22 protein-coding genes and 1 other RNA gene are annotated in these 21,226 nt (G+C 61.1%); 15 read left to right on the top strand and 8 right to left on the bottom strand.

Translation table 11 applies throughout. From position 1 onward, the window contains the following. Positions 1-124: 124 nt before the first annotated feature. Complete coding sequence (locus tag GGD57_RS16480) at positions 125-502, top strand: DoxX family protein (RefSeq protein WP_184471416.1); 378 nt, start codon at positions 125-127, stop codon at positions 500-502. Positions 503-507: 5 nt separating this feature from the next. On the opposite strand, the gene GGD57_RS16475 is transcribed toward GGD57_RS16480, so the two are convergent. The 3 genes from GGD57_RS16475 to GGD57_RS16465 form a co-directional block, all read right to left on the bottom strand. After that, complete coding sequence (locus GGD57_RS16475; protein WP_184471414.1) at positions 508-2,619, bottom strand: mechanosensitive ion channel family protein; 2,112 nt, start codon at positions 2,617-2,619, stop codon at positions 508-510. A 170-nt stretch (positions 2,620-2,789) separates the two neighbouring features. Beyond that, on the bottom strand, positions 2,790-3,821 hold the full coding sequence (gene gnd / locus GGD57_RS16470; RefSeq protein WP_184471412.1) for a phosphogluconate dehydrogenase (NAD(+)-dependent, decarboxylating): 1,032 nt from the start codon (positions 3,819-3,821) through the stop codon (positions 2,790-2,792). 134 nt (positions 3,822-3,955) lie between these two features. Beyond that, positions 3,956-4,438, bottom strand: a complete 483-nt coding sequence (locus GGD57_RS16465) for an SRPBCC domain-containing protein (RefSeq protein WP_184471410.1) — start codon at positions 4,436-4,438, stop codon at positions 3,956-3,958. A 71-nt stretch (positions 4,439-4,509) separates the two neighbouring features. Here GGD57_RS16465 and GGD57_RS16460 point away from each other — a divergent pair, with 71 nt between their 5' ends. Then, entirely contained in the window at positions 4,510-4,842 is a 333-nt protein-coding gene (locus GGD57_RS16460) for an ArsR/SmtB family transcription factor (RefSeq protein WP_184471408.1), read from the top strand. 140 nt (positions 4,843-4,982) lie between these two features. Next, positions 4,983-5,966 carry an NAD-dependent epimerase/dehydratase family protein gene (locus tag GGD57_RS16455; protein WP_184471406.1) on the top strand — a complete coding sequence of 328 codons (984 nt, stop codon included), beginning with the start codon at positions 4,983-4,985 and terminating at the stop codon, positions 5,964-5,966. 79 nt (positions 5,967-6,045) lie between these two features. Here the strand turns inward: GGD57_RS16455 and ssrS are convergent. The 3 genes from ssrS to GGD57_RS16440 all read right to left on the bottom strand — a co-directional run bounded on the left by ssrS (position 6,046) and on the right by GGD57_RS16440 (position 6,943). Next, positions 6,046-6,204: non-coding RNA, 6S RNA (gene ssrS / locus GGD57_RS16450), on the bottom strand. 69 nt (positions 6,205-6,273) lie between these two features. After that, complete coding sequence (locus tag GGD57_RS16445; RefSeq protein WP_184471404.1) at positions 6,274-6,651, bottom strand: cell division protein ZapA; 378 nt, start codon at positions 6,649-6,651, stop codon at positions 6,274-6,276. Positions 6,652-6,667: 16 nt separating this feature from the next. Further along, positions 6,668-6,943, bottom strand: coding sequence for a DUF4164 domain-containing protein (locus GGD57_RS16440; protein ID WP_184471402.1), 276 nt, complete (start codon positions 6,941-6,943; stop codon positions 6,668-6,670). A 336-nt stretch (positions 6,944-7,279) separates the two neighbouring features. Here GGD57_RS16440 and tkt point away from each other — a divergent pair, with 336 nt between their 5' ends. The 9 genes from tkt to GGD57_RS16395 all read left to right on the top strand — a co-directional run bounded on the left by tkt (position 7,280) and on the right by GGD57_RS16395 (position 17,791). Beyond that, a complete protein-coding gene (gene tkt, locus GGD57_RS16435; RefSeq protein ID WP_184471400.1) occupies positions 7,280-9,253 on the top strand; it encodes a transketolase in 1,974 nt (657 codons plus the stop codon). 81 nt (positions 9,254-9,334) lie between these two features. Beyond that, entirely contained in the window at positions 9,335-10,345 is a 1,011-nt protein-coding gene (gene gap, locus GGD57_RS16430) for a type I glyceraldehyde-3-phosphate dehydrogenase (protein WP_184471399.1), read from the top strand. Positions 10,346-10,476: 131 nt separating this feature from the next. After that, positions 10,477-10,791: a hypothetical protein gene (locus GGD57_RS16425; RefSeq protein WP_184471397.1), complete on the top strand. Its 315-nt coding sequence runs from the start codon at positions 10,477-10,479 to the stop codon at positions 10,789-10,791. A gap of 197 nt (positions 10,792-10,988) precedes the next feature. After that, on the top strand, positions 10,989-11,168 hold the full coding sequence (locus tag GGD57_RS16420; protein ID WP_184471395.1) for a hypothetical protein: 180 nt from the start codon (positions 10,989-10,991) through the stop codon (positions 11,166-11,168). Positions 11,169-11,314: 146 nt separating this feature from the next. Further along, positions 11,315-11,767 carry an aminoglycoside 6'-N-acetyltransferase gene (aac(6'), locus tag GGD57_RS16415; RefSeq protein ID WP_184471393.1) on the top strand — a complete coding sequence of 151 codons (453 nt, stop codon included), beginning with the start codon at positions 11,315-11,317 and terminating at the stop codon, positions 11,765-11,767. Positions 11,768-12,105: 338 nt separating this feature from the next. Beyond that, positions 12,106-13,980, top strand: a complete 1,875-nt coding sequence (locus GGD57_RS16410) for a potassium/proton antiporter (RefSeq protein WP_184471391.1) — start codon at positions 12,106-12,108, stop codon at positions 13,978-13,980. 69 nt (positions 13,981-14,049) lie between these two features. After that, positions 14,050-15,252: a phosphoglycerate kinase gene (locus tag GGD57_RS16405; protein WP_184471389.1), complete on the top strand. Its 1,203-nt coding sequence runs from the start codon at positions 14,050-14,052 to the stop codon at positions 15,250-15,252. 225 nt (positions 15,253-15,477) lie between these two features. After that, the gene (locus GGD57_RS16400; protein ID WP_085738303.1) at positions 15,478-16,503 is read left to right on the top strand and encodes a class I fructose-bisphosphate aldolase; all 1,026 of its coding nucleotides are present in this window, start codon (positions 15,478-15,480) and stop codon (positions 16,501-16,503) included. 364 nt (positions 16,504-16,867) lie between these two features. Further along, the gene (locus GGD57_RS16395) at positions 16,868-17,791 is read left to right on the top strand and encodes a PhzF family phenazine biosynthesis protein (protein WP_184471387.1); all 924 of its coding nucleotides are present in this window, start codon (positions 16,868-16,870) and stop codon (positions 17,789-17,791) included. Positions 17,792-17,819: 28 nt separating this feature from the next. On the opposite strand, the gene GGD57_RS16390 is transcribed toward GGD57_RS16395, so the two are convergent. After that, entirely contained in the window at positions 17,820-17,984 is a 165-nt protein-coding gene (locus GGD57_RS16390; RefSeq protein ID WP_089152717.1) for a hypothetical protein, read from the bottom strand. A 173-nt stretch (positions 17,985-18,157) separates the two neighbouring features. On the opposite strand from GGD57_RS16390, the gene GGD57_RS16385 reads away from it, so the two are divergent. The 3 genes from GGD57_RS16385 (at position 18,158) to GGD57_RS16375 (ending at position 20,649) form a co-directional block, all read left to right on the top strand. Beyond that, positions 18,158-19,471 carry an MFS transporter gene (locus tag GGD57_RS16385; protein WP_184471385.1) on the top strand — a complete coding sequence of 438 codons (1,314 nt, stop codon included), beginning with the start codon at positions 18,158-18,160 and terminating at the stop codon, positions 19,469-19,471. A 79-nt stretch (positions 19,472-19,550) separates the two neighbouring features. Next, the gene (locus GGD57_RS16380; RefSeq protein WP_097614973.1) at positions 19,551-19,742 is read left to right on the top strand and encodes a DUF1192 domain-containing protein; all 192 of its coding nucleotides are present in this window, start codon (positions 19,551-19,553) and stop codon (positions 19,740-19,742) included. A gap of 391 nt (positions 19,743-20,133) precedes the next feature. Further along, the gene (locus GGD57_RS16375; protein ID WP_003542804.1) at positions 20,134-20,649 is read left to right on the top strand and encodes a DUF1465 family protein; all 516 of its coding nucleotides are present in this window, start codon (positions 20,134-20,136) and stop codon (positions 20,647-20,649) included. A gap of 173 nt (positions 20,650-20,822) precedes the next feature. Here GGD57_RS16375 and rpmE read toward each other — a convergent pair whose 3' ends face one another. Continuing rightward, a complete protein-coding gene (gene rpmE, locus GGD57_RS16370; protein WP_003566413.1) occupies positions 20,823-21,044 on the bottom strand; it encodes a 50S ribosomal protein L31 in 222 nt (73 codons plus the stop codon). Between the last annotated feature and the right edge of the window lie 182 nt (positions 21,045-21,226).

The following is a 21,226-nucleotide window of genomic DNA, read 5'->3' as shown; positions in this document are numbered from 1 at the left end:
CGGCCTCCATCACCCTCAATTGGGGCGAATTTGCGCAGGCCGAGCTTCCCGCGCATTGCATTTTCGTAAGCTTGCGACGAGCTTTAACGGAACGGCGATTTGAAACGCGGGAGAACGGTTCGATATGCATGATAGCCCGGCCCTGATGATGATCGTTCTCGGCCGTCTGTTGCTGGGCGGCCTCTATGTCGCTGGCGGCATTCATCATTTTTTCGTTATCGTGCCGCTGACCGACGCGATCGAAGCCCGCGGCATCCCTTTTGCGAAAGGGGTGCTGCTCTCCGGCAGCCTGTTCCAGATCGTCGCCGGCACAATGCTGATACTCGGTCTCTTCGTCGCGGCAGCGGCATTCGGTCTCATCGTCTTCACGCTTGCCGCCACGATCATGCTGCTGAATTTCTGGGATATGCAGGGAACGGCCCGCGAAAGCGCGATCAATAGCTGGAAAACCAATATAGCGATCATCGGCGGCCTGCTGGTGACAGCCGCCGGCGCAATGTGAAGCGTTTATGCCGCCGGTTCGCCATTCGCCCGCGCGTGCGCCGCATAGCGCGCGACGGCTGCATCGACCTCCGCGTCGCGATCACCCGCCACCTGCACCGTCGGCACGGCGAATTCGATGCCGTTTTCCTTGAAGGCGTTGCGGATCATCGCCAGCGCATTGCGGCGGATGACGAACTGCTCGCCGGGCTTGGTCATCATCGACAGCCGGATTTCGATCGCGAATTCGCCGAACTGCTCGACACCCTTCATCTTCAGCGTCTCGATGATATGCGGGCCGTATTCCGGATTTTCGAGCAGCGTCTGGCCGATCTGCTTGATCACTTTCTTCGCCTTGACGAGATCGGTGTCGTATTTGACGTTGAGGCTGATCTTGTCGATCGTCCAGTCGCGGTTGAGGTTCTTCACCGCGCCGAGTTCGCCGAACGGTACCGTCGTCAGCGGCCCGCGATGATGCCTCAGCTTCACCGAGCGCAGGCTGAAAGCCTCGACCACGCCCTTATGGCTGCCGCTTTCGATATATTCGCCGATACGGAAAGCATCGTCCCAGAGATAGAACATGCCGCTGATGACATCCTTGACGATCGTCTGCGCGCCGAAGCCGACTGCAACACCGACGACACCGGCGCCGGCGATCAGCGGCCCGATCTCGATCCCGAGGCCGGAGAGCACCATCAAAACCGCAATGACGGCGATGACCACGGCCAGAATATTGCGGAAGATCGGCAGCAGCGTCTGTATCCGTGCGCGTCTGGCCTTTTCCTCGTCCGTTGTCCCGCCATCCACGGATGAATCGAGCAGCTTGCCGTCGATATAGGCCTTGATGACGTGCCAAAGCAGATCGGCGGCAAGCAGGATGACGATGCCACCGATGACGCCGCGGGCGATCTTGTCGACCATGGTATCCCCGGCGGCCATCGTATCGGCGCCGACGCCGAGCATATGCCCGAGCCAGATGGCGGCAACAGCAATGATCAGCGCCCGCACACCGCGATCGAGAAGCACCGCCGCAATGCGGCGCGTGGCAAGGAAGCTCGCTTCGGTCTGCTGCAGCGATTTCACCGCAAGCGTCGAGACGGCAAGCACGCGCGGCAGCAGCAGCACATAGATGCCGAGCCAGAGCAGCCAGTTGAAACCTGCGACCCACAGGCTCCAGAGCAACAGGAAATAAACAGTGAGCGCCCAGGAGATCCCGTGACCGCGCTTCTCGTCCTTGTGCGGCCGCGACCAGACCGCTTCGATGGCAATCAACAGCAGGCCGATCCCCAGGATATAGCCGATGAGGAGCCGGACGCTTGGAGAATAGCCGAGTGGCTCCATCGACTGGATCAGCGCCCAGCCGAAAATGAAATAGATGACGAAGGTGGCGCAACGGCGATACCAGAAGAGCGCAACGGCGCGCCCCGGCATAAGCGGAGCGGTAATGCCCTGTCGTTCTTCTTCGGTCCGCGCCGCCCCGATCAGATCGACCAGCACGCCGCCGAGGCAGATCGTGAAGCGCTGGACGATGAGCGCGACGACGCAGACGATCGCGATGCTCTGGCTGAGAGGCGGCCAGCCGAGGCTGAGAAGCGCAAGCACCGTTGCCGCCGCGAAAATCAGCGCCGGGATGACCCGCGGCGCCAGATGCATGCCGGCCTCGGCCAGCCGACGACGGCGGCGGCGGAAGGCATAGCGGGCAATACTTTCGACGATCCCCCCGACCAGAAAAATCGCCAGAAACTGCCCCATCATGCGCGGCCAGCCGGTGGCGGCGATTTCACCGAAGAACAGCGAGGACGCATTGCCGATCTGAGCGGGTAAAATCATCGCGGCATCGGAGACCATGGAGACATGCCGACGGGCATGCTGCAGCAGACCCGACAGGACCGACATCTGATTTTCAGGCGTGGCGTTGGCCGCAGGCGTCGCGGCCATCTGCGTCGACATCCACTGCTTGACCTCCGGCGTCTGCATGAGCTGCATCATCTCACGCACCTGCGCCGGCGGGGCCGCCGTGGCGGGCACCTGCGCCGACGACGTCTGGGCAAAGCTTGGCGAAATCACCCCAAGAAGCGCAATGAATGTCAGTAGGCCAAATATGGCGGCCTTCAAGCGCCCTGCCCCGTCACACTTCATGACCGCCCTCCAATGAAGTGTCGGCCGCTTGGACGAAGCAGCCCCGACATTTCCCTTTCGGCATGGATACTCGCCACCGCTGCCATCAGCAAGCGGTAGGAACATCATACCGATGGCTAGGAAAGGCTGAGGCGCCTCCATATCCGAACGGCGCCGAAAGCCCCCGGCCTTCAGGATTTCGGGGCCGGCTTTTCCACATGGCCGCCGAAGCCCGCGCGCATCGCCGACAGCACCTTGTTGGCGAATTCGTCGTTGTCGCGCGAGGAGAAGCGACCGTAGAGCGCAGCACTGAGCACCGGCGTCGGCACGCTTTCATCGATCGCCGCCATGATCGTCCAGCGGCCTTCGCCGCTGTCGGAGACACGGCCGGCATATTTCGACAGTGCCGGATCGGCATGCAGCGCATCGGCCGTGAGATCGAGCAGCCAGGAAGTGATGACGCTGCCGCGGCGCCAGACTTCCGAGACATCCTGCAAATTGAAGTCGTATTGAAAATGTTCGGGATGGGCGAGCGGCGCGGTTTCCGCGTCGGCCACATGCGCGGCAGCACCGATATTGGCGTGTTTCAGGATGTTGAGGCCTTCGGCATAGGCAGCCATCAGGCCATATTCGATGCCATTATGCACCATCTTGACGAAATGGCCGGCGCCGTGCGGGCCGCAATGCAGGTAGCCTTGTTCGGCGGTGCTGGCCGCAGCCGCCTCGGCGGTGCGGTTCGGCGAAGCTTCCGTCGTGCCGGCGCCGGGCGCCAATGTCGCGAAAATCGGCGACAGGTGCTGAACGGTGCCCTTCTCGCCGCCGATCATCAGGCAATAACCGCGCTCCAGGCCGAACACACCGCCGCTGGTGCCGACGTCGACATAATGGATGCCCTTGGTGATGAGTTCGGCGCCGCGGCGGATATCGTCGTGGTAATAGGAGTTGCCGCCGTCGATGACGATATCGCCGTTCTGCAACAGCGGCACCAGGCTGGCCAGCACCTTGTCGACAATCGCCGCCGGCAGCATCAGCCAGATGGCTCTGGGATGGGCAAGCTTCGAGACGAATTCCTCGAGCGAAGCACTGCCGGTCGCACCGAGGCCCGCGAGTTCGGCAACGCTTTCCGGCCTGGCGTCGTAAACGACGCATTCGTGACCGCCTCGCATCAACCGCTGGACCATGTAATTGCCCATGCGGCCCAAACCAATCATGCCAAGCTGCATAATGAATCTCCTGGAAATCGAGATGAAGTATCGAATCCGGAAACTAGCACCGGCAGTGTGACAGGCAAGCGAAGTCTCGTCCGTATCGGCGAATGCGACGATTGAGCCGCCGCCCGCCGGGACCGATGCACGCGTCAGATATCGGGCGCGCTGGCCGGCTCACCCTTCATTTCGCTGAGGAACATGCCCTCGCGCAGATTGATGCCGTATTCGACGAAGGCCTTCATGCTGCAAAGCATCTGCGTCCAGCCCTCGCAGTTGAGATAGGTGCCGCGGCGGCCGGCGTCGTCCTCGCGCCAGCCGGTCTCGGCGATGGTCACCAGCGTGCCGCCATCGTCCAGCGGCTTGAAGTTCATCTCCACCATCGTCTTGTAGGTCGTCTTATCTTCGGCAGTCCCGCCATCCCAGCGCAGCACGATACGGCTTTCAGGCACGAGCTCGACCACCTCGACCGCCGCATCCTTCCACCAGGTTACCGTCGTACCCTGGACAAGCGGCGCGCTCGCCCCGCCGATCGTGGTGAAATAACTGCTGAGCTTCTTCGGGTTGACGACGGCGTCGAAGACCTCTGCGACGGGACGGCCGATGCGGCCGGAAACACGGATTCCGAGAGACATGGTACTTCTCCTCTTCTCCATTGCATCTGTTTTTCATTGTGATTGGCCCCATTATGTTATAAAAACATAACATGTCAAGCGAATCAAAAGACGACCCTGTTTTCAAGGCGCTGGCGCATCATCGCCGCCGCGAAATCCTCGACCTGCTCAAGGATGGCCCGCGAACCACTGGGACGCTTTGCGAGATGTTTCCGCAGATGGACCGCTGTACGGTGATGCAGCACCTGAAAGTGCTGGAGGAAGCCGATCTGGTCATCGCCAGGAAGGAGGGCCGCGAGCGCTGGAACCACCTGAACAGCTTGCCGATCAAACACATCTACGACCGCTGGATCAGCGCTTATGCCGGCCACGCCCTGTCGATCCTCGACCGGTTGAGAAGCGACCTCGAAGGCGAGCCGGAATAATCTCACGATCAGATCGCCCGCCGCCCAATCGACCATCGCGGATCCTGCAGCTTTCCTGCATCCCCATGCATAATTTATGCGTTGTCCGGGACTACCGGTCTTTATAGCCTTCGCCGTCGAAACACTGAGGAAGCGGTGCGATGACGATATTGGTGACGGGAAGTGCCGGCCATCTCGGCGAGGCGCTGATGCGCACGCTGAGAGCGAAACGCCGGCGGGCGCGCGGCATCGATATCAATCCCTCGGCTTTCACCGACATGGTCGGCTCGATCAGCGATCGCGATTTCATCAGGCAGGTGATGTCGGACATCAGCCACGTCATTCATGCCGCAACGCTGCATAAGCCGCATGTGGCGACCCACGGCAATCGCGATTTCCTCGACACCAATGTCGGCGGCACATTGAACCTCATCGAAGAAGCGGTCGCCGCAAACGTTGCAAGCTTCGTCTTCACCAGCACCACCAGCACCTTCGGCGCAGCCTTGACACAGGCCGCCGGCCAACCGGCGGCCTGGGTTACCGAGGACATGCTGCCGGTTGCGAAAAACATCTACGGCGTGACGAAACTCGCCGCCGAAGGCCTCTGCGAACTCTTCGCCCGCAGGTCCGGCCTGCCGGTCGTCATTCTCAGGACATCGCGTTTCTTTCCCGAAAACGACAACGATCCCGACATCCGCGGCAGCTATTCGGCGGAGAATGCGCAGGCCAACGAGCTTCTTCATCGCCGCGTCGATATCGCCGATGTGGTCGCAGCCCATCTGCTGGCACTCGATAAGGCGCCGGCAATCGGCTTCGGCCGCTACATCGTCTCCGCCACCACGCCGTTTTCGCCAAGCGATCTTGCCGCGATCAGGCACGAAGCGCCTTATGTGGTCGAACGGCTGTTTCCGGGTGCAGGCGCCCTCTATGCATCACGCGGCTGGAAAATGTTTCCGAAGCTCGACCGTGTCTATGTCAACGCACGCGCAAGGCGGGAACTTAGCTGGCAGCCGCGATATGATTTCCGTTTCGTGCTCGATTGCCTGCGCGGCAACAGGGAATGGCGCAGCCCCTTGGCGCTGGAGGTTGGCGCGAAGGGCTACCACAACGAGGTCTTTGCCGAAGGGCCTTATCCCGTGGGATAGCTGGAAGCGGACACGCGAAAGCGCGGCATTCTCTCCGCATGGCCTTTTCGCTGCGAAGCGTCACCATATATCAAGGAAGGTGCGATCCACGACAGCCGATGGATGTTTACGATCCTGGGTGCCTACAAACGTAGGTGGGCACCGTGTGTCCAGGCCCACGGGCCTGGCCAGGGACAGCTCCCTTTGGATCGAGTATGGCCCCAGGGATTGTGGTTCCTGTCGAGAGGCGCAGACCGCATCGCGATATATAAGGACGTTTGCGCTGGCGCGCCAGTGGTGGCGGCAGGTCGTTCTTATTTAATTGAGATCAATTGAGTTCGGGGGCGGGCCGGCCGTTCAGCTTGTCGGTGATGCCGCGGATGCGGCTCGAAACCTCACTGAGCGCCGCCGCCAGATTTTCTTCGGTGCGGGCGGTGGCCGCAAGCACCGTGTCGCGATTACCGCGCAAAGACTCCAGTTCGGATTCCAGCCCGGCGACGCGACGCGTCAACTCGGCAATCTCGTCCATGATCATGATACCGGCCATGACCGTGATCCTGAGATCGCCGATTTCCCCGAACTGCCCCTTGAGATGGCCGACATAGTGGTCGAAGCGGGTGGCGAGATCGGTCAGGTGATCCTCCTGCCCTTCCTCGCAGGCCATGCGATAGGCCTTGCCGTCGATCGTTACCGTCACCTGCGCCATGCCAAGTTCTCTCTTATCAGCGATCCAGAACCGCGCGGATCGTTTCCATGGCCGTTACCAGCCGCCGTGACACCTCGCGATTGACCTCTTCCAGCCGGTTGGCGCGGAATTCGGCCTGGTCGAGCTCCTGCGCCAGCCGAGAGCGATCGGCGTGCACGCGCCGCACCTCGCCCTCGATCTCGCCTTGCTCGCGCTGGCGCTCGATGCGCATGTCGACGGCGTTTTCGAGGCTCGAAATCGCCTGTCTCAATTCGCTGAGCGCTGCTTCCATGGTTTTGCCTGTGGGCATCATGCTTTCCCGATTCCCGCGCAGGATCCGCGAATCGGCACGCCGCGCCGATCCTGCGATTTCAAAAAAGGATATGCAGCTCGCCGATGGCCCGTCAATAAATCCTGTCACTTGCCCACCGGCCAATCTTGTGGATGAACGTTTTAGATAACCTCGCCACCCAAATTTTGTCTTTTGTACAATCGCGCGATCAAATGTCAAAAATCGCCATGCGCCGCCTGGATTTGGCGTCCCATTTATTGACTTGCCAGCCCCAACTGCTATGTGTCTGCCGCTTTCACTCGATGGTCTTGGAGGCTCGAGGCCATCCCCCCGACACCCGGAACTTGCGGAAAAGCCATGACCTCTCCCGAACAACATGACCGGATGGCGAATGCGATCCGTTTTCTCGCCATGGACGCCGTCGAAAAGGCGAACTCCGGTCACCCGGGCATGCCGATGGGCATGGCTGACGTGGCGACGGTCCTGTTCACCAAATATCTGAAGTTCGATCCGAAGAAGCCGCACTGGCCGAACCGCGATCGCTTCGTGCTGTCGGCCGGCCACGGCTCGATGCTGCTCTATTCGCTGCTCTATCTGACCGGCTATCCCGACATGACGGTCGAAGACCTGAAGCAGTTCCGTCAGCTCGGTTCGAAGACCGCCGGCCATCCGGAATACGGTCACGCCACCGGCATCGAAACGACGACCGGTCCGCTCGGCCAGGGCATTGCCAATTCCGTCGGCATGGCGATCGCCGAACGCAAGCTGCGTGAGGAGTTCGGCTCCGATCTTCAGGATCACTATACCTATGCCATCTGCGGCGACGGCTGCCTGATGGAGGGCATCAGCCATGAAGCCATCGCGCTCGCCGGCCACCTGAAGCTGAACAAGCTGATCCTGTTCTGGGACAACAACTCGATCACCATCGACGGCGCCGTGTCTCTCTCGGATTCGACCGATCAGATCGCCCGTTTCAAGGCCGTTCATTGGAACACGATCGAGATCGACGGTCACGATCAGGCTGCCATTGCCGCCGCGATCGAAGCGGCCCACAAGTCCGACCGCCCGACCTTCATCGCCTGCAAGACGATCATCGGCTTCGGCGCCCCGAACAAGCAGGGCACCCACAAGGTCCACGGCAACCCGCTCGGCGCCGAGGAAATTGCAGCCACCCGCAAGGCGCTGAACTGGGAATCCGAAGCCTTCGTCATCCCGTCCGATGTCTTGGACAGCTGGCGTGCAGCCGGAGCCCGCTCCGTCGATCTCGTCAAGGCATGGGAAGACGGCCTTGCCAAGGCTCCCGCGAGAGCCGAATTCAGCCGCCGAATGGCGGGCGAGCTGCCGGAAGGTTTCGATGCCGCGATCAGCGCCTACAAGAAGAAGCTCGCCGAGACCAAGCCGACTGTCGCTACCCGCAAGGCTTCGGAGGACGCGCTCGAGGTGATCAACGGCTTCCTGCCGGAAACGCTCGGCGGCTCCGCCGACCTGACGCCGTCGAACAACACCAAGACCAGCCAGATGCACTCGATCACGCCGACGGATTTCGCCGGCCGTTACATGCATTGGGGCATCCGCGAACATGGCATGGCCTCGGCCATGAACGGCATCGCGTTGCACGGCGGCCTCATCCCCTACAGCGGCGGCTTCCTGATCTTCTCGGATTATTGCCGCCCGCCGATCCGCCTTGCTGCGCTGATGGGCATCCGCGTCATCCACGTGCTGACGCATGACTCGATCGGCGTCGGCGAAGACGGCCCGACGCACCAGCCGGTCGAACAGCTCGCCGGCCTGCGCGCCATTCCGAACCTGCTGGTCTTCCGTCCGGCCGACGCCACGGAAACGGCCGAATGCTGGCAGATCGCCGTCAAGACGCACAACCGTCCTTCCGGCCTTGCTCTGACGCGCCAGAACCTGAGTGCGTCCCGCACCGAATACAGCGAAAAGAACCTCTGCGAACAGGGCGCCTATACGCTTGCCGGCAATGCCGACGCCAAGGTGACGATCTTCGCTTCCGGCTCGGAAGTTGAAATCGCCGTCGCCGCCCGCGCAGCTCTTGAAGCCAAGGGCGTGACCGTCCGCGTCGTATCGGTTCCCTGCACGGAACTGTTCTTCGAGCAGCCGGACGCCTATCGCAAGGAAATCCTCGGCAATTCGCCGGTCAAGATCGCCGTCGAAGCCGCCGTTCGCGAAGGCTGGGATGCCTTCATCGGGCCGGAAGGCACTTTCATCGGCATGAAGGGCTTCGGCGCTTCCGGTCCGGTGAAGGACGTTTACAAGCATTTCGGCATCACCGCAGACGCCGTCGTTGCAGCCGCGGAAGCAAAGCTTTAATGAGAGCGCCTTGAGGCGCTCTCCATCTCCTCAATTCCAGGCCCGGCCTATCGGGCCCTATTCTATCGGGAGTGAATGAACATGACAGTCAAGGTTGCCATTAACGGTTTCGGTCGCATCGGCCGCAACGTCCTGCGCGCTATCGTCGAATCCGGTCGCACCGACATCGAAGTCGTCGCCATCAACGACCTCGGCCCGGTCGAGACCAACGCCCATCTGCTGCGTTACGACTCGATCCACGGCAAGTTCCCGGCCGACGTGAAGGTCGAAGGCGACACGATCATCGTCGGCGGCGGCAAGCCGATCAAGGTCACGGCGATCAAGGATCCGGCAACGCTTCCGCACCGCGAGCTCGGCGTCGACATCGCCATGGAATGCACGGGCATCTTCACCGCCCGCGACAAGGCCGCCGCCCACCTGACCGCCGGCGCCAAGCGCGTCATCGTCTCGGCTCCCGCCGACGGCGCTGACCTGACGGTCGTTTTCGGCGTCAACCATGACCAGCTCACCAAGGAGCACATGGTCATCTCCAACGCCTCCTGCACCACCAACTGCCTGGTGCCGGTCGTGAAGGTTCTCGACGACGCCGTCGGCATCGACCACGGCTTCATGACGACGATTCACTCCTACACCGGCGATCAGCCGACGCTCGACACGATGCATAAGGACCTGTATCGCGCCCGCGCCGCCGCCCTTTCGATGATCCCGACCTCGACGGGCGCAGCCAAGGCCGTCGGCCTCGTTCTGCCGCACCTGAAGGGCAAGCTCGACGGCACCTCGATCCGCGTTCCCACGCCGAACGTCTCGGTCGTCGACTTCAAGTTCGTCGCCAAGAAGGCTACCACTGTCGGCGAAATCAACGAAGCCATCAAGGCTGCTGCCAACGGCAAGCTGAAGGGCGTCCTCGGCTACACCGACGAGCCGCTCGTCTCGCGCGACTTCAACCACGACAGCCACTCCTCGATCTTCGCAACCGATCAGACGAAGGTCATGGAAGGCAACTTCGTGCGCGTCCTGTCCTGGTACGACAACGAGTGGGGCTTCTCCAGCCGCATGTCCGACACGGCTGTGGCCTTCGCCAAGTTCATCTGAGCGCTGGATCACTGAAATCATGGACGGCCCGGGAAACCGGGCCGTTTTGTTATAGGCGCCTGAAGCCAATCATGGCATCGTTGATGACCCCCGGAGCCGCATCGCCATCCGGAGGAGATAAAGAGGGACGGATGGATTACTTTACCGTTGAAATCGCCGGCCGCGCCGTCGCCAGCTTTCGCTCGAAAAACCATGAGGAAGCGACGCATTTCTTCGAGGCGGAAGATTTTCGCGACGACCTGACCATTCTCGAGTCCGAAGGCAAGCCGCTTTGGGACCGCAAGGCGACGCTCAGCCTGCGCAAGGCGACGGCTGAGGAAGCCAGCGAAGTCGAGCACGCCTATGAATTCGACGACGATCCCGAACGGACCATCGACGACGAGTTCGTGGTTTTCCTGGTCCCGGTCGAAGATCTGACCGACGAGGGCGAGGACACTGAAGGCTGAACGGCGATCCGCGTTTTTCCGGTTTCGAAAGCCGCATCGAAGCGACGGCTTCGATGCGGCGTTACCGCTCGCGGGCCAGGATGGCGGTACCATTTCCCCGTTGCTTCGAGAATTGGCAATCCACTGCCCAGGCGTGATAGATTGAGGAAATACGCAGCGCTGCACACTGGCTGAAATGATCCAAGTGGAGGTGATAAATGGCAGAGGCACAAAAACGCTTGTCCCAGACCACCCTCAAGCGGCGGCAGCGATTTCACCCCAAGCGGGATGTCCGACCTGCCGTGCTGGCAAAGGCCAATCGCCTGGTCATCTCGATTGCCGCGTTCATCGGCCTCTCGTTTCTCGCCGTCCTCATACTTCAGGCAGTGTTGGGATAGCAGAGCAACGGTCGGCCGCTTCTGGCACGAAACGGCAGCCGGTTGCCCTTGCCGGGCGGCCTGCATTTTCCTACCCGATATCGGAATATCTCGTCGTTCATTTCCCGCTCTCCGCATCCGCGCCACGACAAGACGGCAACCGCTATATGGAATCGATTATAGAGATTGGGACTATAAAAGATGTCGAGCCATGGGCGCAGCTTCGTGCTGCGCTATGGCCGCATCACTCGCTTGAGGATCATCGAGCCGAGTTGCGCCGGGCGGTTCTTTCGGAAAGTGGAGAAGCCGTCGCGTTCATCGCTCGAAATGCTGCGAATGAAGCTGTCGGCTTTGCTGAGGCCACTTTGCGGCATGATTACGTGAATGGCTGCAGCAGCTCGCCCGTTCTATTCCTCGAAGGGATTTATGTCAGGCCCGTTGACAGACGAAAGGGTATCGCAGGGTTGCTTTGCAATGCCGTTGCCGATTGGGGGAAGTCGCTTGGGTGTGTTGAGTTTGGCTCCGACGCGCCACTTGAGAATTCGGCAAGCCACGCGCTCCATACCGCTTTAGGATTTGAGGAGACACAGCGCGTCGTGTTCTTCCGAAAGCCACTGTAGGGCTCGGCGTGAAGCAGGAGCGTGTCCGATCCTGTTGCCGTTTGCAGAGACCGGCAGGAAAAATTCGTGCCTTTCTCTTTTGCCCTGCTCTCGCCTGATTTTCCTATACATTCTTTATAGAGAATTTCTCCCGTAGCATTCCAATTCGGCTGGCCGTCCGGCAGCAGCCGTTCAGCAGCATGATGCAGCATCGCGACGAGGTTAAGCCGCAAGGCCTACCCTTCTCCGGCGTTTTGCCGTTTACTGTTGGGCCGCCGCGCGCGAGGGAGAGTTTGGAATTAAAGCGGATCGGCCCGGGGTGGCTAAATTCGCGAAGCAGTCGTCGGAAAGGGGTGGGCATGGAAGCGTTCTATATCGTGGTGCTGGTCTCGACGGCGCTCGTGCTTCTTGCCGCTTTTTCAAGCCTGCTCGCCTTTCGCTTCGGCGCCCCCCTGCTGCTGCTTTTCCTGATGATCGGCCTTGCTGCCGGCGTCGACGGCCTCGGCATCGAGTTCAGCAACAATTACCTTGCCTATATTCTCGGCTCCATCGCGCTGGCCGTCATCCTGTTCGATTCCGGCTTCGGCACGCCGATGCAGGCCTTCCGGCTGGCGGCCGTGCCCTCTCTGGCCATGTCTTCGGTCGGCGTGCTGATCACTGCCTCGCTCTTTGCCTTCGCCGCCACGTGGCTTTTGAACTTCACCTGGCTGGAAGGCCTGCTGCTCGGTTCGATCGTCGCATCGACTGATGCCGCCGCCGTCTTCTTCCTGCTGCGCATCGGCGGCATCAACATCCGCGACAAGGTGCGCTCGACGCTGGAAGTCGAATCCGGTACCAACGATCCGATGGCGATCTTCCTCACCATCGCTCTTGTCGAAGTGCTGGCGAGCGGAGAACGCTATGCCGGCATCAATATCGGCATGCTGGCCATGTTCGTGCAGCAGATGGGCCTCGGCGTCATTCTCGGCCTGCTCGGCGGCATGATGATCGTGCTGATCGTCAGCAAGCTCGATACCGATCGCGGCCTGACGCCGATCTTCGTGCTGGCACTTGCCCTTCTCGTCTTCTCCTTCACCGGCGCTGTCGGCGGCAGCGGTTTCCTCGCCGTCTATGTCGCCGGCATCTATGCCGGAAATCGCAAGATGCAGGCGATCGGCACCATCAAGCGCTTCCAGGACGGCATGACGTGGCTCGCCCAGATCATCATGTTCCTGGTGCTCGGCCTGCTCGCCACACCGTCGCAATTTCCCGCCATCATCGTCCCGGCAATCCTGCTTGCCCTCTTCCTGATCTTCGTCGCCCGGCCGCTGGCGGTCTGGCTGTCGCTGCTTCCCTTCGATTATACGCAGCAGGAAATCGGTTTCGTCGCCTGGGTCGGTCTGCGCGGCGCCGTCTCCATCCTGCTGGCGATCATGCCGATCCTCGGCAAGCTGGAAAACGGCCAGATCTATTTCAACACCGCCTTCATCATCGTGCTCGTCTCCCTGCTCGTCCAGGGCTGGACGATCAAGCCCGTCGCCAAGAAGCTCGGCCTGATCATTCCGCCGCGTATCGGCGCCGTCGACAAGGTCGAGGTCGATCTGCCGGGGGCCGCCAACCACGAACTGCTTTCCTACCGCGTCATCAAGGATAGCCCGGTGCTGCGTGGCGAGCGCATTCCGCGCTGGGCAACACCCTCGCTCGTCATCCGCGACGGCAAGTCGATGCGCTATCAATATGCCGGGCGGCTGCGGGAGCACGATCTCGTCTATCTCTTCATCGTGCCGAGTTATTCCCGCCTGCTCGACCGGCTCTTTGCCAGCCGTGCGCCGGTGGATGAAGACGATGCCGAGTTCTTCGGTGCCTTCGCGCTCTCCCCCGCCCGCCCGGCCGCCGATCTCGATGCCGCCTATGGCCCGGGCCTGCTGAACGAATCCGAAAAGGGCCTGACGATCGCCGAACTGATGCGGCAGCGCCTTGGCGGCAAGGCCGATTATGCCGACCGCGTTCGGCTCGGCTCGATCATCCTCATCGTCCGCGATCTCGATGAGCATGATCACATCACCTCCGTCGGCATGTCGCTCGAAGCGGTCGAACCGGCGATTACGCTGCCGATCTTCATCAACCTCAAGGACATCATCCAGCGCGTCCGCGACCGGCTGAAAGGACGCCGGAGCCGCGAAACCAAGGCCTCCGAAGCCGCCCCGAAAACATCGGCCGGACGCGACGAAGCCACACGCGAAAACGGCCGCTGAACGCCTTGCGTCTCGAATGATCCTTGCTATGGTCGGCGCAACTTCCGCCAACCAAGACTGGATCTGCCCATGCCTTCTTTCAAGACCCTCGACGATCTCAACGACATCCGCGGCAAGCGCGTTCTCGTCCGCGTCGACCTCAACGTCCCGGTCAAGGACGGCAAGGTCACCGATACGACGCGCATCGAGCGTGTGGCGCCGACGATCCTCGAACTATCAGGCAAGGGGGCCAAGGTCATCCTGCTGGCCCATTTCGGCCGGCCGAAGGATGGCCCCTCGCCGGATCTGTCGCTGTCGCTGATCGCCCCTTCCGTCGAGGAAGTGCTCGATCATGCGGTGCTGACGGCCTCCGATAGTATCGGCGAGGCCGCCGCTGCCGCCGTCGCGGCGATGAATGACGGCGATATCCTGCTTCTGGAAAACACCCGCTTCCACAAGGGCGAGGAAAAGAACGATCCCGATTTCACCAAGGCGCTTGCCGCCAACGGAGATATCTATGTCAATGACGCCTTCTCCGCCGCCCATCGCGCCCATGCCTCGACGGAAGGCCTTGCCCACCACCTGCCGGCCTATGCCGGCCGCACCATGCAGGCCGAGTTGGAAGCGCTGGAAAAGGGCCTCGGCGCTCCCGCCCGCCCGGTTGTCGCGATCGTCGGCGGCGCCAAGGTCTCGACCAAGATCGATCTCCTGATGAACCTCGTGAAGAAGGTCGATGCGCTCGTCATCGGCGGCGGCATGGCAAATACCTTCATCGCCGCCCGCGGCACCAATGTCGGCAAGTCGCTCTGCGAGCATGATCTCGCCGAAACGGCCAAGCAGATCATGATCGAGGCCGCGACATCAGGCTGCGCCATCATCCTGCCGGAAGACGGCGTCATTGCCCGCGAGTTCAAGGCGGGTGCGGCCAACGAGACGGTCGATATCAACGCCATCCCGGCCGATGCCATGGTGCTCGATGTCGGGACGAAATCGGTCGAAGCCATCAACGCCTGGATCGAGCGCGCTTCGACGCTCGTCTGGAACGGTCCGCTCGGCGCCTTCGAGATCGAACCCTTCGATGCCGCCACCGTCGCTGCCGCGAAATACGCCGCCGAACGCACTGCAGCCGGCAAGCTCACCTCCGTTGCCGGCGGCGGCGACACCGTTTCGGCGCTCAACCATGCCGGCGTTGCCGACGATTTCACCTATGTCTCCACAGCCGGCGGCGCTTTCCTCGAATGGATGGAAGGCAAGGAGCTTCCCGGCGTCGCTGTGCTCAACGCCGCCAGATAGTCGTCGAGCCTGATTTGACAGGTTTTACATGTGGATAGACCGCGGGAGCCAGGGCGCTTCCGCGGTCATTTGCTCAAGAGCCGGAAAAAATCCCATTTTTTCAAACGATTGAATTGATTTCAATCGTTTCAGTGACTTAGCCTTCCATTTTCCTCTCTATAAACTTCTGTTATCGCCGTCCTATATTCTTAAACCGCCGATGTTTCATGCTGTGGAGAGAACGAAATGAGCGAACGACTGGAAGACATTGCAGTGCAGATGGTTGCGGGCGGCCGGGGACTGCTTGCGGCAGATGAATCGACCTCCACCATCAAGAAGCGTTTCGACACGATCAACCTCGAATCGACGGAAACGAGCCGCCGCGACTACCGCGAAATGCTCTTCCGCTCCGACGAGGCGATGAAGAAATATATCTCCGGCGTCATCCTCTATGAAGAGACGCTGTTCCAGAAGGCTGCCGACGGCACGCCCTTCGTCGACATCATCCGCGCCGCCGGTTCCATTCCCGGCATCAAGGTCGACACCGGCGCCAAGCCGATGGCCAAATATCCCGGCGAAACCATCACCGAAGGCCTCGATGGCCTCGGCGAACGCCTTGCCCGCTATTATGAAGCCGGCGCCCGTTTCGCCAAGTGGCGCGGCGTCATCGCCATCTCCTCGACGCTGCCGACCCGCGGCTCGGTCCGCGCCAACGCTCAGGCGCTCGCCCGCTATGCGGCTCTTTGCCAGGAAGCCAAGATCGTTCCGATCGTCGAGCCGGAATGCCTGATGGACGGCAAGCCGGGCGACCACAATATCGACCGCTGCGCCGAAGTGACCGAATCCACGCTGCGCATCGTTTTTGAGGAACTGGCCGACGCCCGCGTCAGCCTCGAAGGCATGATCCTGAAGCCGAACATGGTCATCGACGGCAAGAACGCCCGCAAGGCTTCGGTCGCCGAAGTCGCCGAACGCACCGTGCAGGTGCTGAAGCGCACGGTTCCGTCAGCGGTTCCCGGCATCGCCTTCCTCTCCGGCGGCCAGTCGACCGAAGAGGCGAGCGCGCACCTTTCCGCCATCAATGCCACCGCCGACCTGCCCTGGTTCGTCACCTTCTCCTACGGCCGCGCCCTGCAGGACAGCGCGCTCAAGGCCTGGAACGGCAAGCCGGAAAACGTCGCCGCCGGCCAGCGTGAATTCACCCACCGCGCCGAGATGAACAGCCTCGCCGCCAAGGGCAGCTGGAAGAAGGACCTGGAAAAGGCCGCCTGAGTTTTTGCATCTGGGATTCGGGCAAGGGCAGCACGTCAACGTTGCTGCTCTTGCCTAATCCCCTCGCCTCCCTCATTCCTGTGCTTGTCACAGGAATCCAGTGCTCCCAAGTCTTTGGGCGCGGAAGACTCTTTCCCTTGAGATATTGATTCATTCACGGCGCAGACGCGCCGTGGCTGGGTTCCTGTGACGAGCACAGGAATGAGGGAGTTCGGAGAGGCCTCGCACTCCCCATCCGACGAATCTGCGTAAAAATCAGCGCAACGCGATAGACAGCCCTCAGCATTGTCTCGGCGACAAGAAACCGCTTCGTCCCGCGAAAAATCGTGATTATTCATAACGGCCCGCTGCAAGAGGAGCCGCTATGGACACCATTTCCTACGTCACCGTCGATGTCTTCACGTCCACCCGTTTCGAGGGCAATCCGCTTGCCGTCATCTCCGATGCGCGGGGCCTTACCGATGCGGCGATGCAGAGGATCGCCACCGAGTTCAACTATTCCGAAGTCACCTTCGTCCTGCCGCCTGAAGACCCCGAGAATTCCGCCCGCGTGCGCATCTTCACTCCGACGATGGAGATCCCCTTTGCCGGCCATCCGAATGTCGGCACTGCCTATGTGCTCGGCCAGCAGGCGGAGATCTTCGGCAAGCCGGTCGGCGACAAGCTGCGCTTCGAGGAAGAAGCCGGCATCGTCGAGGTCGAGCTGAGACGCAGCGGCGGAAAGGTCGCGGCAACAGCCATCCGCGCGCCGCAGCCGCTGACGGTCGGCGATACCATTGCCGAGGAAATCATCGCCCGCTGCATCGGGCTCGAACCCGGCGCCATCGTCAAAACCACCCACGCCCCGGTCTTCGCCTCGGTTGGCCTGAACTTCGCCGTCGCCGAATTGAGCGGGCTCGAGGCGCTCTCTGCCGCCCGCCCGAACCTTGCCGGCTTCCAGGCCGCCGCCGGCCGGCAGACGACCAACGGCCACGACTTCTCGCTCTTCGTCTATACCAGGACACCCGAAAATCCGTGGGCTATCCGCGCCCGCATGTTCGCGCCGCTGGACAACGTGCCCGAAGATCCGGCAACCGGCAGCGCTTCGGCAGCTCTCGGCGCCTATCTCGTCACGCTGGCGCCGGAGGCCGATATGAGCGCCCGCATTGCCATCGAACAGGGCGTCGAAATGGGCCGCCGCAGCGTCATCACCCTCGACGTCGCAAAATCCGGCGGCATCGTCACCGATGTCGCGATCTCGGGAAGCTGTGTTTCCATCATGCGCGGCGAAATTACCCTGCGGGACTGACGGCCGCGTAGAGGCTTGAATCCGGGGCTTACATCAGGAAATCGCGCGAAAGCAGGGCCAATGCCCAGATGGCGAAAGCGATCAGCGCGATCTTCCAGAAATCCATCCGCCGCCTGAGGCCTGGAAGCCCGAGCGGCTTGATCACCTGTATCGCCATCGCAAGGATGAGCAACAAGGCTATCAGCTTTGTCATGCTTTATTTTTCCGTTTTTTTGGAATGTCACAGGACGGACATTTTTCCGCGCCAACACAGGATATCCACACGCCGTAAAGGCATTCCGGGGCACAATCAATCATCTTGAGGCTGGGCTGACGCAGCTTGCGCCTTATGTCCATGTCAAAATCACTGAGACCGAGTCTGGGGAAATGAAGAGAAACCTGCTGTCCGTCGCCGCTTTGCTCTTTGGCACGCTCTTTCTTTTCATGGGCAACGGTCTGCAGGGCATCCTGCTCCCCGTGCGCGGCAATCTCGAAGGTTATGCCACGACGACGCTCGGTCTGCTCGGCACCTCCTGGGCGGGGGGCTTCGTCATCGGCTGCCTGGTGGCGCCGAAACTGGTGCGCCGGGTCGGCCATGTCAGAGCCTTCTCCGGCTTCATCTCGATTATCGCCATCATCGCGCTGGTCAGCGGCATCATCATTCATCCGGTCTGGTGGGTGGTCCTGCGCGCGGTCACCGGCTTCTCCACCGCCGGCACCTCGATGATCATCGAAAGCTGGCTGAACGAGCGCGCCAGCAATGAGAGCCGCGGCGCGATCTTCTCGCTCTATATCGGCATCACGCTGCTCGGCGTCGTCGGCGGCCAGATGATGATCCCGCTCGAGGATGTGCGCACGCCGGTGCTGTTCATGATCTGCGGCATTTTCTATTGTATCGCCATGCTGCCGACGACGCTTTCGACAGCCGCGTCGCCGCAGCCGCTGAAGGCCGTGCGCCTCGACCTGCCGGCGCTTTACCGCAATTCGCCCGTCTCCTGCCTCGGCATCCTGCTCGTCGGTATCGCCAACGGTGCCTATGGCACGCTCGGCGCCGTCTTCGGCGCCGGCGCCGGCCTCTCCGACACCAGCATCGCCGTCATGATGAGCGCCACCATCTTCGCCGGCGCGTTGATGCAGCTGCCGGCCGGCCGGCTTTCCGATCGCATCGACCGGCGCTACGTGCTCGCCGCCATGTCGGCGATCGCAGCCGTTGCCGGCTTGCTGATCTTTTTGCTGCACCCGACGTCTCCAGCCTTGCTGATCGGGCTCGTCGTTCTCTATGGCGCCGTGGCGAACACGCTCTATCCGATCGCCGTCGCCCATGCGAACGACTTCGCCGCGGCGGAGGATTTCGTCAAGGTCTCCGGCGGCCTGCTGCTGCTCTACGGCATCGGCACGGTGATCGGCCCGACCATCGGCGGCCCCGTCATGTCGGTGATCACCCCGCATGCACTCTTCCTCGTCACCGCCGTCGCCCACGTGCTGATCACCGTTTACGCCATCATCAGGAGCCGCATCCGCGCCGCCGTCCCGGCCAGCGATCGCGACGCCTACACGACGATCCCGACCGGCACCTCGCCGATGTTGACGCCGCAAAGCATGTCGCTTGCCGATCGCGGCCCCAAACCTCCTGAAACCGGCAAGGCTGCTGAAACCGGGAAGTCTCCCGAAAGCGGCGATCCTGCTGTAAAGTTCGGCTAGAGCAATTCCAGGCAAAGCGCGAAGCGCTTTTGCCGCGAATTGCGTAAAGAACGACAGAGCAGCAAACGGAGGACGAACCATGAGCTTCATCGACGACGATCGGCCGCAGAAAAAACTCGCCCACGAGATCGGCGCCGATCTCTCCATGCTTTCAGTGGACGAGCTGAAGGCGCGAGTGGAATTGCTGAAGACGGAAATCGCAAGACTCGAAGCCGAGGCCGCTCGCAAAGCCTCCGGGCGGCAGGCGGCGGAAAACTTCTTCCGCTCCTGATCTGCTAAAAACACCTGAAAACAAGGCTATAGGCTCACAAAATGAGCCCGCATCAAGTCTTAATCCGGCACAATGTTAATAGAATATTAAGCTTTACAAGATATTACTGTACTCATCCAGATTTTCTCTGGATTTCAGACAGTTTTCCAAGCGGTGAATTGGTCTGATTTTTCTCCCTGTTTTACCTTGAGAGCCGCTTTGCGGCTCTTCTTTTTCCCATGGCCGGCGCCTTTCCACGAAACTGTGGAGATTAACCCTTTCTTAAGAAACGGCTTGCGCATTTGGGCTAATGATACCATCTTAAAGTCATAAAGACCGGCACAGGAAACTTTTCCGTCTGGGTCGGCGTTACCTGAATTATAAGTAGCTGCGTGCAACAGGGACTATTGCGATGTCGGAAGTTGGATTGAACACGATCAGTTTTGCGGGCCGCGCCGCTGCATCCTCGCAGTTCAAGGCACTTTATGCGGAAGGCATGTCGCTGGTCGAAGAAACTGCCGCCTATCTGGATGGCCAGGGTCGCGCCGCTTCCAAGGTTCTGCCGCGGATGGCCTCGGTTCTCTACGCTGCGGAATCGATGCGTCTCACCACCCGCCTGATGCAGATGGCCTCCTGGCTGTTGCTGCAGCGCGCTGTCAACAATGGCGAAATGTCCCGCGACCAGGTACTGGCCGAAAAGAACAAGGTCCGCCTCGACGGCTTCAACGTCGACCGTGCCGCGCCCGGCTGGGGCGACCTGCCGGAATCCTTCCGCGATCTCGTCGAGCGCTCTCTGCGTCTGCAGAACCGCATTGCTTTGCTCGACCGCGAAATCTACCGCCCGTCCGAAGCCGTGATCGTTCACGACAATCAGAACAGCGTCCAGGCCCAGCTCTCTCTGCTGCAGACCGCCTTCGGCAACAACTGATCAGCCTCCCCGGCATTCGATATAAACCGGCTGCGTCTTACGCGGCCGGTTTTTTGTTTGTCGCTGCACGCCGCTATTCCCGAACCATTTGCGTCCTGTGTCCATGCTGGGCGCACCACGCAAAAAAGCCCGGTAAAACCGGGCTCTCTTCGAATTCCGTCAAGCAAAAGCGATTAGAGGCCGAGGCCGCCGAAACGCTTGTTGAACTTGGAGACGCGGCCACCGCGGTCCATGAGCTGCTGGTTGCCGCCGGTCCAGGCCGGATGCGACTTGGAATCGATTTCGAGGTTCATGACAGCACCCTCCGAACCCCAGGTCGAGCGGGTTTCGTATTCGGTGCCATCGGTCATGACCACCTTGATCATGTGATAGTCGGGATGGATGCCTGCCTTCATAACAATCTTCCTGCGATACCGGAGTTCAATTTGCCGCATCCAGTTGCGGCCACCGAACCGATTGAATAAATGAAGCCGCAGTCGTGATGGCTACGGCTTCCCATTAGGATGGCGTGCCTATACATGAAGGACGCCTAGATAACAAGAGCCAACAGGCCGCATTGCGCGGGTCCTGCGGGTGA

The sequence above is a fragment of the Rhizobium esperanzae genome (assembly GCF_014197615.1).
GTDB classification, from domain to species: Bacteria; Pseudomonadota; Alphaproteobacteria; order Rhizobiales; family Rhizobiaceae; genus Rhizobium; species Rhizobium esperanzae_A.
Note: the sequence above shows the minus strand (reverse complement) of the source record. Positions and strands in the feature narration are given on the sequence as shown.